Origin of the sequence: Marinobacter halophilus (assembly GCF_003007685.1) — a bacterium.
Classification (GTDB): Bacteria; Pseudomonadota; Gammaproteobacteria; order Pseudomonadales; family Oleiphilaceae; genus Marinobacter; species Marinobacter halophilus.
In genome coordinates, this window is the sequence record NZ_PXNN01000013.1 from 1 (window position 1) to 14,730 (window position 14,730).

Here is a 14,730-nt window from a genome sequence, read left to right on the forward strand (position 1 = left end):
TTGTAGCGGCCGGGGTAGTCGTAGTGTTGATAGTCTTCGCGGTGGTTCGGGCTGCCGGCGCTTTGTTCGTGCATCAGGGCGTAGGCGGGGTTTTTGAAGGTGTAGTCCTTCATGGCGACCGAAGCGGCTTTGATGCGTTCTTCGTAGGCGAAGCTGAACACGCAGGCCTGTTTGGTGCTGCCGCCGGCCTGGGTGTTGCAGGGCACCGGGTCCAGTTTCGGGGCGTCGCCGTGGTGGTCGGCGATGATCAGCGCCGGTTGTTCTTCGCCGTCCACGCTGCCGTGCTGGTAGCGGTAGTGCCAGCCTTCTTCGGCGACCAGGCGTTCGATAAATTTCAGGTCGCTTTCCCGGTGCTGGACGCAGTATTCCCGTTCTTCCGGCGGGCGTTTGAAGTCAAACACGGTGTCGATGATGCCGCGCTCTTCCAGCAGGGTGCGCACGATGGCGTCGGTGCTCTGGGTCTGGAAGATGCGGCTGTTGTGCATCAGGCCCAGGCGCCAGGCCGGGGGCTGGATGACCACTTCATAGGCGGTGCGGCGGTGGCCGGTGTTGCCGCGGACGAACTCGTTGACCACGCCGGTGAAGCGGCGCAGGGGCTGGCCGTCCTGCCACACCACCAGATCGACTGGCTGCTCCAGAATGTCGGTGGCCACCACGTCCGGGTCGGTGCTGGCCAGGTGCAAGCGGCCGTGAAACAGGCGGGAAAGGCTTTCGGTCAGCGCGAAGCCGACAACAACGAAATGATCTGAGGGGAATTCGCCTACATGGGCGGTGAACTGCAATCCGCTTGCCTGGGGCATGACTTCGGTCCCTGAAGATTGGTGGTTTGTAACTGACTCATCCTGAGCGGAGCCGATTATAACCACCCCACTTCAGATTACAAACCAACTACTCCGCATTTTTGGGGTCAGACCCCAAGACATTTCGCCCCACCAAATGTCCGGGGGTCTGACCCCAAATTCAGTTGGAGAGCCAGACGCTTTGGTAGGGTTTGAGGGTGAGCACGCCGGCCAGGTCGTCGATGGCCATGCCGGAGATCAGGTCGGTCCACTGGTCGGTGCCGATCAGGTTGATGTCGCTGAGGGCCACTAGCTGCACTTCGTCGCTGATGTTGTGGATGCAGAAGATGGATTGTTCCCGGCGCATGCTCTGGCGCCAGAAGCCGAACAGCTGCAATCCCAGGTGCAGGGTGAACTGGGTGGCGTTGGGGTGGAAGGCGGGTTGGGCGCGGCGCAGGGCGATCAGGCGCTTGAGCTCGTTGAAGGCTTTGCTGTGGTGGCTAAGCGGGTCCGCCAGGGTAGCCTCCAGCGTATCCAGCTGCCACTGGCCGCGGTTGATGGAGCGGAAGCGGCCGGTGTGCTCTACCCGGGCATGGTCGTTTTCGGTGGCCAGCAGGCTGTGAATGTAGAACGCGGGGATGCCTTCCAGCGCCAGCATGATGGTGTGGGCGCACAGGAACCGCTGCAGCTGCCAGTGGTCTGCGCCACCCTCGGCGATGCCTTTGAGGGCATCCCACAAAGCGATGTTCATTTCATAGGGCTGGTCCCGGCCGTCGGCGGTGCGCCGGTAGGAAACCTTGCCGCCGAAGGATTCCAGGGTGTTGATTAAACGCTGCTTCTCGTCCTCATCCAGCAGCCCGTCGGTGGGGCGCAACCCGACGCCGTCATGGGAGGCGATAAAGTTCAGGTAGGTGGTGCCCATCTGTGCCGGCGGCATGCTCATCAGCCAGGTTTTCAGGTGGCGGCAGTTGCCGGTGACCAGGGTGTTGATCAGCAGCGGCGGCAGCGAAAAATTGTAGATGGCATGGGCTTCGTTGGCGTTGCCGAAGTAGGTCAGGTTCTCCCGGTTGGGCACGTTGGTTTCGGTGATCACCACGGCATCCGGCGTGTGATGCTCGATCAGCAAGCGCAGGATCTTGATCAGTTCGTGAGTCTGCTGCAGGTGAATGCAGGGCGTACCCGGTTCTTTCCACAGAAACGCCACCGCATCCAGCCGGAAGATCTTTACCCCGCGCTCCAGGTAATAGTGAATGATGCGGGCAAATTCGATCAGCACTTCCGGGTTGGCGAAGTTCAGGTCTACCTGGTCTTCACTGAACGTGCACCACACGTAGCGCTCGCCGTCATCGGTCTGTACCGGTGTCAGCAATGGTGAGGTTCGGGGTCGAACTACCATGCTTAAATCATCTTTCGGGTTGCCTTCAAAGAAGTAGTCCTTGCCTGGCCCCACCCGCTTGCGAAAATTCTCAAACCAGCGGCTGCGGGCCGACATGTGGTTGATCACCAGGTCCGCCATCAACTTGTAGTCGCGGCCGATGGCTTCGACATCCCCCCAGTCGCCGTGGGACTCGTTCACGGCAAGATAGTCCATCACCGAAAAGCCGTCGTCCGAGCTATAGGGAAAGAACGGCAGTATATGAACGCCGGTGATCGTATCCCGCAGGCAGTCATCCAGAAACCGCTTGAGCGTCACCAGGGGTTTTTCATCCGCCTGCTGCACGGTGTCGGCGTAGGTGATCAGCACAATATCCGATTGGTCCCAATGGTTCTGGTGCGCCGGCGGAGCCCCGGCATCCGGCGCTAGCGCCATGGCGTCCATTAACTTTTCGGCCACAAACGCACAGTCCAGCGCCGGGTACACCATCTCCAGCATGGTCACCAGCTTGCTTTCCAGCGACTGGGTCATGGCTTGAATTCCTCGTTGTCCAGCTCCACCGCCTCCAGCAACTGCTCCCGAATGTCCGGAATGGCGCTGGTCACGCGGTTCCAGCTCGGAATAAACGGCGTATCCATGGGGTTGTCCAGGAAGTGCGCACCGGCGCTCATCACATTCTGGGCAAACAACTCCACGGCTTTCTCCTCTTTATGACGGTCGAAACTCAGCCCATTGATGATCGCATCGTTCTGATAGGTCTCCACAAAATCCAGCGCAATGCGGAAGTAACTCGCCTTGATGGTGCGAAACTTCTCATTGGAGAAGATCTCGCCATTGGTGGCCAGTTTGCGGAACAAGGCCTTGGAGATGTCCACACTCATCTTGGACAAGCCGCGACTGGCATCCTCCGGCGACAGCTCCTGGTGCTTGTGGTCGTACACATCGGCCACATCCACCTGGCACAGCCGGTTGGTGGCGTAGTTGCGCTTCATCTCCGACAGTACGCCGACCTCCAGCCCCCAGTCGCTGGGAATGCGCAAGTCGTTAATCACGTCGGTGCGGAAGGAGAATTCACCCGCCAGCGGGTAACGGTAGCTGTCCAGGTAATCCAGAAAGTCATTGGGGCCACACACTTTTTTCAGGGCCCGGATCAGCGGCGTTACCAACAACCGGCTGACCCGGCCATTCATGTTGCCGTCCGCCACCCGGGCGTAATAGCCTTTGCAGAACATGTAGTTGAAGCCCGGGTTGGCGACCGGGTAGATCAGCCGGGCCAGAAGATCCCGGGAATAGGTCAGAATATCGCAATCGTGCAGCGCCACCGATTTGCTGACGCCGGAGGCCAGCACATAGCCAAAGCAGTACCAGACGTTGCGACCCTTGCCCATTTCCGTCGGTGCCAGGCTCTGCTCTCGCAGCTTCCGATCCAGCGCCTGCAGGCGAGGGCCATCGTTCCACAGTACTTTGAAGGGCTGGGGAAGTTCAGAGAAGTACTCGAGGGCATGGCGATACTGGCCCTCATCGGCGCGGTCCAAGCCGATCACGATTTCATCCAGGTAGGGCACCTTGGTCAGCTCATGGACGATGTTCTTGAGCGCAGGCCCTTCCAGCTCTGAATACAGTGACGGCAACACCAGCGACATCGGCCGGGCTTTGCGAAACCGCATCAGGTCCGCTTCGATGTCTTCCACGGGGCGGCGCACAAGGTTGTGCAGGGTGGTGATAATGCCATTCTGGTAAAAGTCGCCCATGGCGGCTCCTCCTTTACGGGTAGCCGTACTCAAACAACAGATTGAGTACGCATTCATTCCAACCCTCGGGGCCGGGCTTGAGGGAGCGCATGGCGTGCCGCGACGACGGCAACTGAACCTGATCACTGTTCACCCCACGAATCACCACCGGTATGTCTGCGGCTTCCAGCAAACGCTGATCGTTGGGGCTGTCCCCCAGGGCGATGGTCAATAACGGCTCATCGCCATAGAGCTCCTGGTAACGCTTCAGCAAGAACCGGGCCCCCTCGGCTTTATCAAATTCTCCCAGGGCGTGCCAGAAGCGCCCGCCCTGCACCAGACGCAAGCCCTCAAGCTCAAGCGCAGCGCGGAATTGCGCCATTTCCTCATCAGTGCCGTCCCACAACAAAGGGACCGTGGCCAGGCGCTGTTTGGCGCGGGCGGCTTCCGCTACCGTCAACCGGGTCAGCGCCGCCACCTCCGCCGCAGACAGGTCATCAAAGCTCCGAAACCGTGCACCGGATTCTCTTTGCACCAAAAGTGTGCGAACAACCTCATCATAAGAAATGCCAACATGGACCACCTCTTCCTCGGCATTGCCTAAACAGCCGGAAGGAATCACCACCGCCGCACCGTTCTCCGCAATAAACGGCGCCCGCAGGCCCATCATGCTTTGCAGCTCACCGATCTCGGCTGCGGTTTTGCTGGAATTGAAAATCAGCGGAATGCCATTGGCCCCCAACCGCGCCATCGCCGGCTTCGCCGCCCGCCAGCTGTAGCTGTGGTGATCCAGCAAAGTGCCGTCCAGATCCGTAAAAACAATCAAGTGTGGTTGCATTTGCCCATCCCGCTCTGCAATGTAACTGGGGTCAGACCCCAGAACATTTGATGCGGTGAAATGTCTTGGGGTCTGACCCCAAATTAGATTCAAGAACCAGGCCAGACTATGAGCACGAATGCCTTTAAGGTGGAACACCGTTATCTCGAGTTGCCGGATAGCTTTTATTCGCGGGTGACGCCGACGCCTTTATCCCAGCCGACCATGGTGTGTTTTAACCACACACTGGCGGCGCAGCTGGGTTTTCATGTCCAGAACGAGGCGGACTGGGCAAAAGTTGGCGCGGGCCTGGAGTTGCTGGACGGGATGGACCCGGTCGCCATGAAGTACACCGGGCATCAGTTTGGCGTGTACAACCCGGAACTCGGCGATGGCCGGGGGCTGTTACTATGGGAAACGGTGGCGCCGGATGGCACTCGCTGGGATTGGCATCTGAAAGGTGCAGGCACCACGCCCTACTCCCGCTTTGGTGACGGTCGGGCCGTGTTGCGCTCTACCATTCGCGAGTACCTGTGCTCCGAAGCCATGCACGGGCTGGGCATTCCAACCACCCGCGCCCTGTTTATGATCAGCGCAAAAGAGCCGATCCGCCGCGAATCCATCGAAACCGCTGCCGCGCTGATGCGGGTAGCACAAAGCCACATCCGCTTTGGCCACTTTGAGTTTGCTGCCCATCACGAAGGCCCGGAGGCGCTGAAAACCCTGCTGGAGCACGTGATCGCCCTGCACTTCCCGCATCTGATCAGCCTGCCGGAACAGCAACGACACCAGAGATGGTTTGAAGAAGTGGTTGAACGCACCGCCCGGCTGATCGCCGACTGGCAAGCGGTGGGTTTCTGCCACGGGGTGATGAACAGTGACAACATGTCGATCATCGGCGACACCTTCGATTATGGCCCCTTCGCTTTCCTGGACGACTTCGACGCCGGCCACATCTGCAACCACACCGACCAGGGCGGCCGCTACGCCTACAACCGCCAGCCGCAGATCGGTTTCACCAACTGCCAGTACCTGGCTAACGCGCTGGCGCCGATCATGAATGAAGACGACCTGCGCCGAGGCCTGCGCCGGTACGAAGTGGCCTACAACAACCACTTCAAAAACACACTATGCGCCAAACTGGGCCTGGAAGAAAACGAGGAATCCGATCTCAGCCTGATCATGGAAACCTTCAGCCTGCTGCACGAACACCGGGTCGATTACACCCGCTTCTTCCGCGGCATCTCCAACCTGCACCGCCACGGCAACGCGCCCGTGCGCGACCTGTTCACCGACCGCAGCGTGGCCGACGAGTGGCTCGAACGCTATGCCGCCCGCCTGCAAAAAGAAACCCGCGCCCACGACGAGCGCGAATACGCCATGCGCCAGGCCAACCCCAAATACATCCTGCGCAACTACCTGGCCCAGCAAGTCATAATGGAAGCCCAGAACGGCGACTACGCCCCACTGAAAGAACTGTTAACGGTGCTGGAAAACCCCTTCGACGAACAACCCGAGTTCGAACACTACGCCGCCCTGCCCCCAGACTGGGGCAAACACCTCAACATCAGCTGCTCATCCTGAAAGGGGTCAGACCCGCGTGCGTCTTTGGGCCTTAGGGCCGCGCGGGGGTCTGACCCCGTTTCTGAAGTGAACTTGGGGTCAGACCCCAAGACATTTGGTGAGGTGAAATGTCCGGGGGTCAGACCCCAATTTATTTGACCAGGGCGTCTTCGGTGTCTTTGAGCGGGGCGAGGGCGTCCAGTCTGGCGCCGTGTTTCATCATGTAGAGCACCAGCAGCACCGCGGGGATGCCCATCACGGAAGCGATGGCGAAGAACTCTGCGTAGCCAAAGTTGGCGACCACAATGCCGGAGAAGCCGCCCAGAAATTTGCCGGGCAAGGTCATCAGCGAGCTGAACAAGGCGTATTGGGTGGCAGTGAAGGAGGCGCTGGTCATGCTGGATAGCCAGGCAATTAGCGCCACGTTGGCGATACCGCCACTGAGGTTATCCGCACTCACCACCACTGCCAGGGTGGCCACATCGGGCGGGTACTGGGCCAGGAACACAAACAGCAGGTTGGTGGCGGCGGTCAGAATGGCGCCGGCCAGCAGGATTTTGCGCACGCCGTAGCGCACCACGAGCACACCGCCCAGCAACGAGCCAACGATGGTCATGAAGAAGCCAAAGATTTTGGTGACATCCGCCACCTGGGTTTTACTGAAGCCCATAAAATCCAGGTAAAACGGATTGGCCATCACGCCCATGGCGATGTCGGAAATCCGGTACACTGCCACCAGCAGTAAAATGGCAATGGCCATCTCTTTATATCGGAGAAAGAAATCCAGAAACGGCCCGGCAATGGCGGCATAGAACCAGCCGGCAAAGCGGGCAATCCTGGGCGGAAGATGCGTCCGTTTGCTGGCCTCTTCCTCAATTTTATCGGCAATGTCCTGGGCCGCAGCAAAGTGATTCACCCGCGGCTCACGCACGATCAAGACCGTCAGCGCACCCACGCCCACCAGCGCCGCCATCACCTGGTAAGACACCTCCCAGGACCAGTACTCAGCCAGATATAAAGCCCCGGCACCCGCTACCAGCAACGCCAGTCGGTAACCGAAGATATAGGTGGCTGCCAACGCAGCCTGAAGGCGTTCACCGGCAATCTCGATCCGATACGCATCAATCGCCACGTCCTGGGTGGCGGAAGAAAACGCCACCAGCAAGCCGAACAAGGCCAGAGTTTGCGGCGCCACCACCGGGTCTACCGTCGCCATCAGATAAAGGCCGGTGGCGATGCCCGCCTGGGCCAGCAGAATCCAGCTGCGACGTTTACCCAGCAGGCGATCCAGCACCGGCAGTTTCAGCCGGTCCACTATCGGCGCCCAGAACACCTTGATGGAATAAGTGATGCCAAGCCAGCTGAAAAACCCGATGGTCGCGGTTTGCACACCCACATCCGCCAGCCGCGCGTTCAGGGTGGAGAACACCAGCAAAAACGGCAACCCCGCTGAAAAGCCCAGAAACAGCATGGCAATCACTTGCCAGCGGGTGTAAACGTGGAACGACTCCTTTAGCAGGGCGAACCGGGTGCCAGTGATGATAAATTGAGCTCCTTGGTTTGGGGCCAGATGGCTGACCCCTGAATCACACAATCAATCGCGGAAGTTATCAAACTGCAGCGGCAGTTCCAGCTCGGCTTCGCGCAGCATGGCGATGGCTTCCTGCAGGTCATCCCGCTTCTTACCGTTGACCCGCACCTTATCACCCTGAATGCTGGCCTGGACCTTCATTTTCTGGTCCTTGATCATTTTAACGATCTTCTTGGCCATATCGGTTTCGATACCCTGCTTGAGCGCAAAGTGCTGCTTCACCAGCTTGCCGGCCTTGCTCTCGCCGTCCTCGGCCAAGGCGCGGGCATCAATGTTGCGTTTGGCAAAGGCCATTCGCAGCAGATCAATCAGCTGCTCCAGCTGAAACTCCTGCTCGGCGCTCACGGTGATGCGCTTGTCTTCCAGCTCGATGTCTGCCTGCACGTTCTTGAAATCCCACCGGTTGCCCAGATCACGCTTGGCCTGATCCACCGCATTGGTGACTTCGTGCATCTCAATTTCTGAAACAATGTCAAAAGAAGGCATGGTCGTTATTCTCCACAGGCCCCAGAAAGGTATACTGGAGCAACATTTTGATACCTGATGTTCCGAAGCGCCAAAGCATACCAAGAGCGGCGGCGAACCGCATCTGACAATGGACTGGTAACAAGTAGACAAACGATGCCCAATCTGGACCTACCCATCCTCGTCGTAGACGACGCCAAATTCAGCAGTATGGTGGTTGGCCGCACACTGCGAAATGCCGGCTACCGCGACGTACGAATTGCCAACAATGCTTCAGACGCCCTGAAACTGATGGAACAGCGCCAGGTCAGCGTACTGATTGCCGACTGGCTGATGCCCGAAATGGACGGCCTGCAACTGACCGACCGCGTGCGTCAGCAGGATGAGCAAGACAACCACTATACCTACGTGATCCTGCTCACCGCCCGGGAGAGCGTCGAAGCCCTGTCGGAAGCCTTTGACCGGGGCGTGGATGACTTCATCTACAAATCCGACATGACCAAACAGCTGGTCTCCCGTGTCTTTGCCGCAGACCGCATGGCCGACCGCCAAAACACCCTGCTGCGCGCCAACGCCCTGTTGGTGGAGAACAACCGGGAGCTGGAAGCCACCAACATCATCGATCTGGAAACCGGCCTGTGTAACACCAAATACGCCCGCCAGCGCCTGCAGAAAACCCTGCGCCACGCCGAATCCCGCGCCGGCTCGACGGCCTATGTGATGTGTGGTATTCGCAACTGGCAGGATCTCAAGCGCAAACACCCACCCAGCGTGATGAGCGAACTGGCCGTCGGCATCGCCCGCCGCCTGAACACCCTGATCCGCCCCATCGACGCTTTGTGCCGCGTGGGTGACAATCAGTTTGCGATTATTTCCTACTTTCCGACCAGCGACCACTGCACCACCACCGCGTTTCGGCGCATCTATGACGGCATCAACCACAAAGCCCTGAAAACCACCGCCGGCTACATCTCGGTGGAAGCCGGCATGGTGCTGTGCCGGGCCGATGCTCAGGATGGCACACCCTCCATTCAGGATGTAGAGCGCGCTGCCGTACAAGGCCTGGTCGACGCCTACGAAACCCACCGGTTTACCGAAACCAAACCCGAGATACGGGAAGGTGTGTAGAGCTCACAAACTGTAACAACGGGACACAGATCACAAACAGACAGCACGGGCATTAGATCGTATTCTGGAATTGTGGAATCAAGCAGTATCCGCCCATGGCGGAGGAGCCGAGTAGTAACTCCGCCGCTTTATGGGGCTGCCGCCACAGGATTAACGATTGATTCAGGCCTTTCGTCTATTCCGCAAATTCAAAGCCAGCTCGTATGAGCTGGCTTTTTTGTTTGTCTGCTTTACAGGGTCAGACCCCGTTCGGGGCCAGACCCTTACGATAATCCCCGGGCGTCTGCCCCGCTGCCGCCTTGAACTTACGGTGAAAAGACGTGGTTTCGCTGTACCCCAGGCGCAGGGCGATGTCCGGGATGCTCATCTCGGTATTGCGCAGGTAGTCTTCCGCCATCTGCTGGCGCACGTCATCCAGCAGCTTCTGATACGACGCCCCCTCCTGGCTCAGCTTGCGCTGCAGCGTTCGGCTGGTCATGCCCAGCTCTTCGGCAATCAGATCCTGCCGGGTCACACCGCCGGCCAGTTGCTTCTGAATGCCCTGTTTTACCCGAGAGGTTAAATCGGTATCGGTGTCCAACAGCGCCAGTTGCGACAGTGCATGGGCCTCCAAGGTCTTGCGCAATAACGGGTCAGGCTGGCGAAGGCGGGTGGCGAGCAGATCCTTGTGCAGGGTGACGACGTTCTCCGGCGCATCAAACGTAACCGGGCAACCCCAGCGCTCACGATAGGCCGGCTCAAACTCAGGCCCGGGCGAAGACCGCTTCAGTGAGATCCGGATCGGCGAGGCTTCCGCACTGTCCGCCAGCCAGTGGGCGTACTGAATCCAGGAGGCCACCACATTATCCACCACCTGCGGCCACACCACCGGGTCGGTGAAATTACAGGTCCACACCAGAGACACCTCATCGCCCTTCATCTGCAGGCGCGTGATGCCCATATCCCCTACCAGTTTTTCATAAGGCGCAATGCGGGTGACTGCCTCGGCCAGAGTGGCGCAGCTCATGGTGATGTAGCCGAGCACGCTGTAACTGCCAGGCTGCACAAAGTCGCCGCTCTCCAGGCCCAGAATAGGGTTGCCGGTCTGCTCCACCAATAACCGGATAAACGTTTGCAGCTGCTCGCCCTCCAGCCGACCGTCGTCCGTGTCCATAATGCCTGGCGCCAGGCCTGCCTTATCGAACAGCTCAGAGGTGTTGATGCCTTTGGCATCGGCATAACGGACGTATTGGCGCAAGACGGCGACGGAAGCGGTTCCGAGAGGACTCATGGCGACTGCTTTGGTTGTTGGTTCCCAGGGTCTGACCCCCTGGGGTCTGACCCACCTTTGCCGAATCCCACTCGTGGTTCGACTGGGGTGCAACAGACGGGCAAAAGTGGGTCAGTCCCCAAGGGGACAGACCCTGACACCCCCTAAGCCTTAAAGCTTCCGCCCCTTCCCAGCCGCAATCCGTAACCGCAATGCGTTCAGCTTGATAAAGCCTTCCGCGTCTTTCTGATCATACGCACCCTGGTCTTCTTCAAAGGTGGCGATCTTTTCGTCGAACAGGGAGTCGTCAGACTTACGGCCAACCACGTCTACGTTGCCTTTGTAGAGCTTCAGGCGAACCACACCATTCACGTATTCCTGGGTCTGGTCGATCAGCGCCTGCAGGGCTTCACGCTCCGGAGACCACCAGTAACCGTTGTAGATCACTTCGGCATAGCGCGGCATCAGGCTGTCTTTCAGGTGCGCCACTTCGCGGTCCAGAGTGATGGACTCAATGGCACGGTGGGCACGCAGCAACACGGTGCCGCCAGGGGTTTCGTAGCAGCCACGGGACTTCATGCCCACGTAACGGTTCTCTACGATGTCCAAACGGCCAACGCCGTTGTCACCCGCCAGCTTGTTCAGGGTTTCCAGCACCTCGTGGGCCTTCAGCTCCTTGCCATCAACGGCAACCACGTCGCCCTTGCGGTAGGTCAGCTCAACGTAGGTCGGCGTGTCTGGAGCCGCTTCCGGAGACACGCTCCAGCGCCACATCTCTTCCTCGGCTTCCGCCCAGGGGTCTTCCAGATTCATGCCTTCGTAGGAAATGTGCAGCAGGTTGGCATCCATGGAGTACGGGCTCTTGCCCTTCTTCATTTCCACCGGAATGTTGCGCTCTTCACAGTACTGCAGCAGCTTCTCGCGGGAGTTCAGATCCCACTCACGCCAGGGTGCAATCACCTTCACGCCCGGCTTAAGCGCGTAGGCGCCCAGCTCGAAACGGACCTGGTCGTTGCCCTTGCCGGTAGCACCGTGAGAAATGGCATCGGCGCCGGTCTGGTTAGCAATTTCAACCAAACGCTTGGCAATCAGCGGGCGGGCGATGGAGGTACCCAGCAGGTACTCGCCCTCATAGACGGTGTTGGCGCGGAACATCGGGAACACGTAATCGCGCACAAACTCTTCGCGCAGGTCCTCGATGTAGATTTCCTTAACTCCCAGCGCTTTCGCCTTCGTGCGCGCCGGTTCCACTTCCTCGCCCTGGCCGATGTCGGCGGTGAAGGTCACCACCTCACAGTTATAGGTATCCTGCAACCACCGCACAATCACGGAAGTATCCAGGCCACCGGAATAGGCCAGCACCACCTTGTTAATTTCAGACATGCTTTTGCTCCAGACTGAACAGAATGGATGTATTGAAAAGAAGAGCGATATTGTACGGGAGTGCGGGGGGAATGGCTATTGGCGGCTTTGTTGTCACGAACGGAACGGACTAACGCGAGCGAAATGCTCTGTTTCGCTTAGCCCGCGTTGGCCCGTGTCGGCCGTGGCTAATAATCAAACAGCCGCTTGCTGACTCTGGCCGCTGACCACTTCGTCACGAATACTGTCCCAGCCATCCTTCACCGAGCGCAGCAGGGTAAGCACTTCATCCAGCTTGGCTACGTCGTTCTTGGCGCTGGCCTCCAGCAGGGTGCGCTCCATATAGTCATACAGCGCTTCAAGTCGCGCCGCCAGCTCACCGCCTTTGTCGAAATCCAGGAAGGCACGCAGGCCGCCGATGATTTCAATGGCCTTGTTGATCAACTGGGCCTTGCCGGAATAGTCCTTGGCCTGAATCCGTGATTTGGCCATGTTGATGCGTTCGATCGCCCCGTTGTACAGCAGCTGGATCAGCTTATGGGGATCGGCATCGGTGATGCTGGTCTGAGTATTAACGCGCTGATACGCCTGTAAACCGTTCATAAATAACCTCGTGTCACCGTCATCCGGTAGCCATGTGTTGGCGGGCCATACCTTAGTATAGCCGGTTTAATCACTTTGCCGGTTCGGCGCCAGGGCCGCCAGCTGTTGAGTCACATAATCCCGCGTGTTGTTGAGCTGGGAAATCAGGGAATCGGCTGCGCTGAATTGCTTTACCAATCGTTCCTGGTAGCTTTCGATCCGCAAATCCAGCTTGATGCGATCTTCCTGAATACGCTCAAGGTCCCGATTCAGGGAGTTGGTACGAGAACTCAAGGCACCGTTTTCACCCAGAATGCTGGTAATCGCATCCACCGCACGCTCACTCACGCCTTCAATAAACTTGACCGAGCCCCGGTTACCCACGTCTCCGCCAGTAATCCGCACTTGCAAGCCTGCGGCATCGCCGGTGGCACTGTTGGCGAGGAACAACACCTGGCCATCGCCCTGAGCGGCCTGGCCGTTAATCGTGCCCTGAACATCCTGGCCCGCGGTGCCGGTTGCGGTGTTCAGCCCGGTCACATTGCTCAACTCGGTCAGGCTCACATTGGAATCACTGCCAAAACGGTTAGAGGTGAAGGTAAGGCCTTCAGTAGCGTCGTAAGCCACCTGCACCGAGCGGCCCGCGGCACTCAAGGCCGAATTCTCCCGCAGCGCATCCTGAATGGCCGTCGCAAAACCGGCGCCGGAGTAATCGCCGGCGGCAATCGACACCGTCGCCGTCGTTTCACCATCCACCTGGAAGGTAAAACTGCTGTCAGTGCCAACGGTAACCGCGTTGGCATCAGCGCCGTTTGGCATAGCAAAGTTCACACTACCCCGGGCCGCCATCTGGGTAACGTTAATGTCGTAGTTACCTGGCAGGGTGTTGGAGCCAGTGCGAACAAATTCCACTTGAGAGTCTGTGGTTCGGCCCTGCTCAGCAAAAAGCGCCGTCACATCATCTGGATTTTCAAGCAGCTTCTGCTGAAACTTCTGGCTATCAAACTGTAGTTCACCAGTCCGGAAATCTGTACCAATGCCCACGTCGGCCAGGCTGCGCACACCGGCATTTTCCAGCCCTGGAATAATGTCGGTCAGCACACTCTTCAGCTGGTTCTGAATATTACGGACGGTGGAGTCGCCGGTCAGAATGCTGCCTTGGCCGGTTTCGCTGTCGAAAGACGACAACTCACGGACGATGGTTTGCAGTTCGTTGAATTTATCGACAAACGCCTGCACCCGATCCGCCACCGCGCCGGTATCTTGCTCCACCTTCACGGTAGATTTCCCGGTATCCGACAGGTTGAACGTCAGCCCGTCGACCACGTTTTCGACGGTGTTGGTCGAACGGGTAATCTCAACCCCGTTGATCATCATCCGGGCATCGGCCGCGGCAATGGTCTGCTCCATTGCGGGGTTGCCGGCTGGGTCTGCCGGGTCAAACGCAAACCGCGCCAGGCCGGGCGCGGCGGCATCTTCAGTAGCTGTGATTTTCACCGCATTGGCAGTGCCGGTTTCATCAGCCGAGAGCGTCAGCCGGAATCCGTCACCGGTATCAATCACCCCGGCAGACACCCCGGCGTTGGCTTCATTGATGGCATTCGCCAGGCCCTGCAGGGTGTCATTGGAAGAATCAACGGTGATCTCGGTAGTCTTGTCACCCACCTGGAGCGTCATCGTGCCCCGGCCAACACTGGTGGCATCGCGGTCTGCAAAGGCTTCTGTGCTGGCCAGCGCCTGGGGTTCCGCCAGGGCCACTACATCGACACTGTAAGAACCCCGCGCCGCTTTACCAGCATCTACCGACACTTCAACATTGGCGCCGGAAGAGGTGGCTGAGAATGATTTCATCGCATCCGCAGAGCCCAGCTGGCGCATGGGCAAACGCAGCTCAGTGATGCCGCTACGCAGTTTGCCAAAGGCAGAAATCAGCGCTTCGGTACGCTCTGTTTTTTGATCCAGCCGAACTTCCGTGGGCCTGCGTTCCGCAGCCACCAGCTGATCCACAAGATCCGACGTCAAAACGCCAGAGCCAACGCCTAACGATGATATAGCCATAACCAAGCCTCCTCAGGGGGGCGAATGTCTC

General features: G+C 58.7%; 12 protein-coding genes. 2 read left to right on the forward strand and 10 right to left on the reverse strand.

Annotated features, from left to right (window positions below; all coding sequences use genetic code 11):
• The 4 genes from tssI to C7H08_RS09875 form a co-directional block, all read right to left on the reverse strand.
• The coding region (tssI, locus tag C7H08_RS09860) for a type VI secretion system tip protein TssI/VgrG (RefSeq protein ID WP_133169828.1) at window positions 1-800 on the reverse strand (800 nt) is incomplete at its 3' end.
• A gap of 160 nt (window positions 801-960) precedes the next feature.
• Window positions 961-2,685, reverse strand: coding sequence for a sugar phosphorylase (locus C7H08_RS09865; RefSeq protein WP_106671585.1), 1,725 nt, complete (start codon window positions 2,683-2,685; stop codon window positions 961-963).
• Window positions 2,682-3,905, reverse strand: a complete 1,224-nt coding sequence (locus C7H08_RS09870; protein ID WP_106671586.1) for a glycosyltransferase family protein — start codon at window positions 3,903-3,905, stop codon at window positions 2,682-2,684. The genes C7H08_RS09865 and C7H08_RS09870 overlap by 4 nt, the downstream gene beginning before the upstream one ends.
• A gap of 13 nt (window positions 3,906-3,918) precedes the next feature.
• The gene (locus C7H08_RS09875; protein WP_106671587.1) at window positions 3,919-4,722 is read right to left on the reverse strand and encodes an HAD-IIB family hydrolase; all 804 of its coding nucleotides are present in this window, start codon (window positions 4,720-4,722) and stop codon (window positions 3,919-3,921) included.
• A gap of 108 nt (window positions 4,723-4,830) precedes the next feature.
• On the opposite strand from C7H08_RS09875, the gene C7H08_RS09880 reads away from it, so the two are divergent.
• Complete coding sequence (locus C7H08_RS09880) at window positions 4,831-6,285, forward strand: protein adenylyltransferase SelO (RefSeq protein WP_106671588.1); 1,455 nt, start codon at window positions 4,831-4,833, stop codon at window positions 6,283-6,285.
• A 130-nt stretch (window positions 6,286-6,415) separates the two neighbouring features.
• On the opposite strand, the gene C7H08_RS09885 is transcribed toward C7H08_RS09880, so the two are convergent.
• Together C7H08_RS09885 and C7H08_RS09890 are read right to left on the reverse strand one after the other, a co-directional pair.
• Complete coding sequence (locus C7H08_RS09885; protein WP_207768314.1) at window positions 6,416-7,744, reverse strand: AmpG family muropeptide MFS transporter; 1,329 nt, start codon at window positions 7,742-7,744, stop codon at window positions 6,416-6,418.
• Between the two features lie 114 nt (window positions 7,745-7,858).
• Window positions 7,859-8,341: a YajQ family cyclic di-GMP-binding protein gene (locus tag C7H08_RS09890; RefSeq protein WP_106671589.1), complete on the reverse strand. Its 483-nt coding sequence runs from the start codon at window positions 8,339-8,341 to the stop codon at window positions 7,859-7,861.
• Between the two features lie 135 nt (window positions 8,342-8,476).
• Between C7H08_RS09890 and C7H08_RS09895 the strand changes: the two genes are divergently transcribed.
• On the forward strand, window positions 8,477-9,448 hold the full coding sequence (locus C7H08_RS09895; RefSeq protein WP_106671590.1) for a GGDEF domain-containing response regulator: 972 nt from the start codon (window positions 8,477-8,479) through the stop codon (window positions 9,446-9,448).
• Between the two features lie 238 nt (window positions 9,449-9,686).
• Here C7H08_RS09895 and C7H08_RS09900 read toward each other — a convergent pair whose 3' ends face one another.
• From C7H08_RS09900 to fliD, 4 genes are all read right to left on the reverse strand, one after another.
• On the reverse strand, window positions 9,687-10,718 hold the full coding sequence (locus C7H08_RS09900; RefSeq protein WP_106671591.1) for an AraC family transcriptional regulator: 1,032 nt from the start codon (window positions 10,716-10,718) through the stop codon (window positions 9,687-9,689).
• A 150-nt stretch (window positions 10,719-10,868) separates the two neighbouring features.
• Window positions 10,869-12,080: an argininosuccinate synthase gene (locus C7H08_RS09905; RefSeq protein ID WP_106671592.1), complete on the reverse strand. Its 1,212-nt coding sequence runs from the start codon at window positions 12,078-12,080 to the stop codon at window positions 10,869-10,871.
• Between the two features lie 174 nt (window positions 12,081-12,254).
• Entirely contained in the window at window positions 12,255-12,662 is a 408-nt protein-coding gene (gene fliS, locus C7H08_RS09910; RefSeq protein ID WP_106671593.1) for a flagellar export chaperone FliS, read from the reverse strand.
• A 66-nt stretch (window positions 12,663-12,728) separates the two neighbouring features.
• On the reverse strand, window positions 12,729-14,699 hold the full coding sequence (fliD, locus tag C7H08_RS09915; RefSeq protein WP_106671594.1) for a flagellar filament capping protein FliD: 1,971 nt from the start codon (window positions 14,697-14,699) through the stop codon (window positions 12,729-12,731).
• Window positions 14,700-14,730 lie beyond the last annotated feature (31 nt).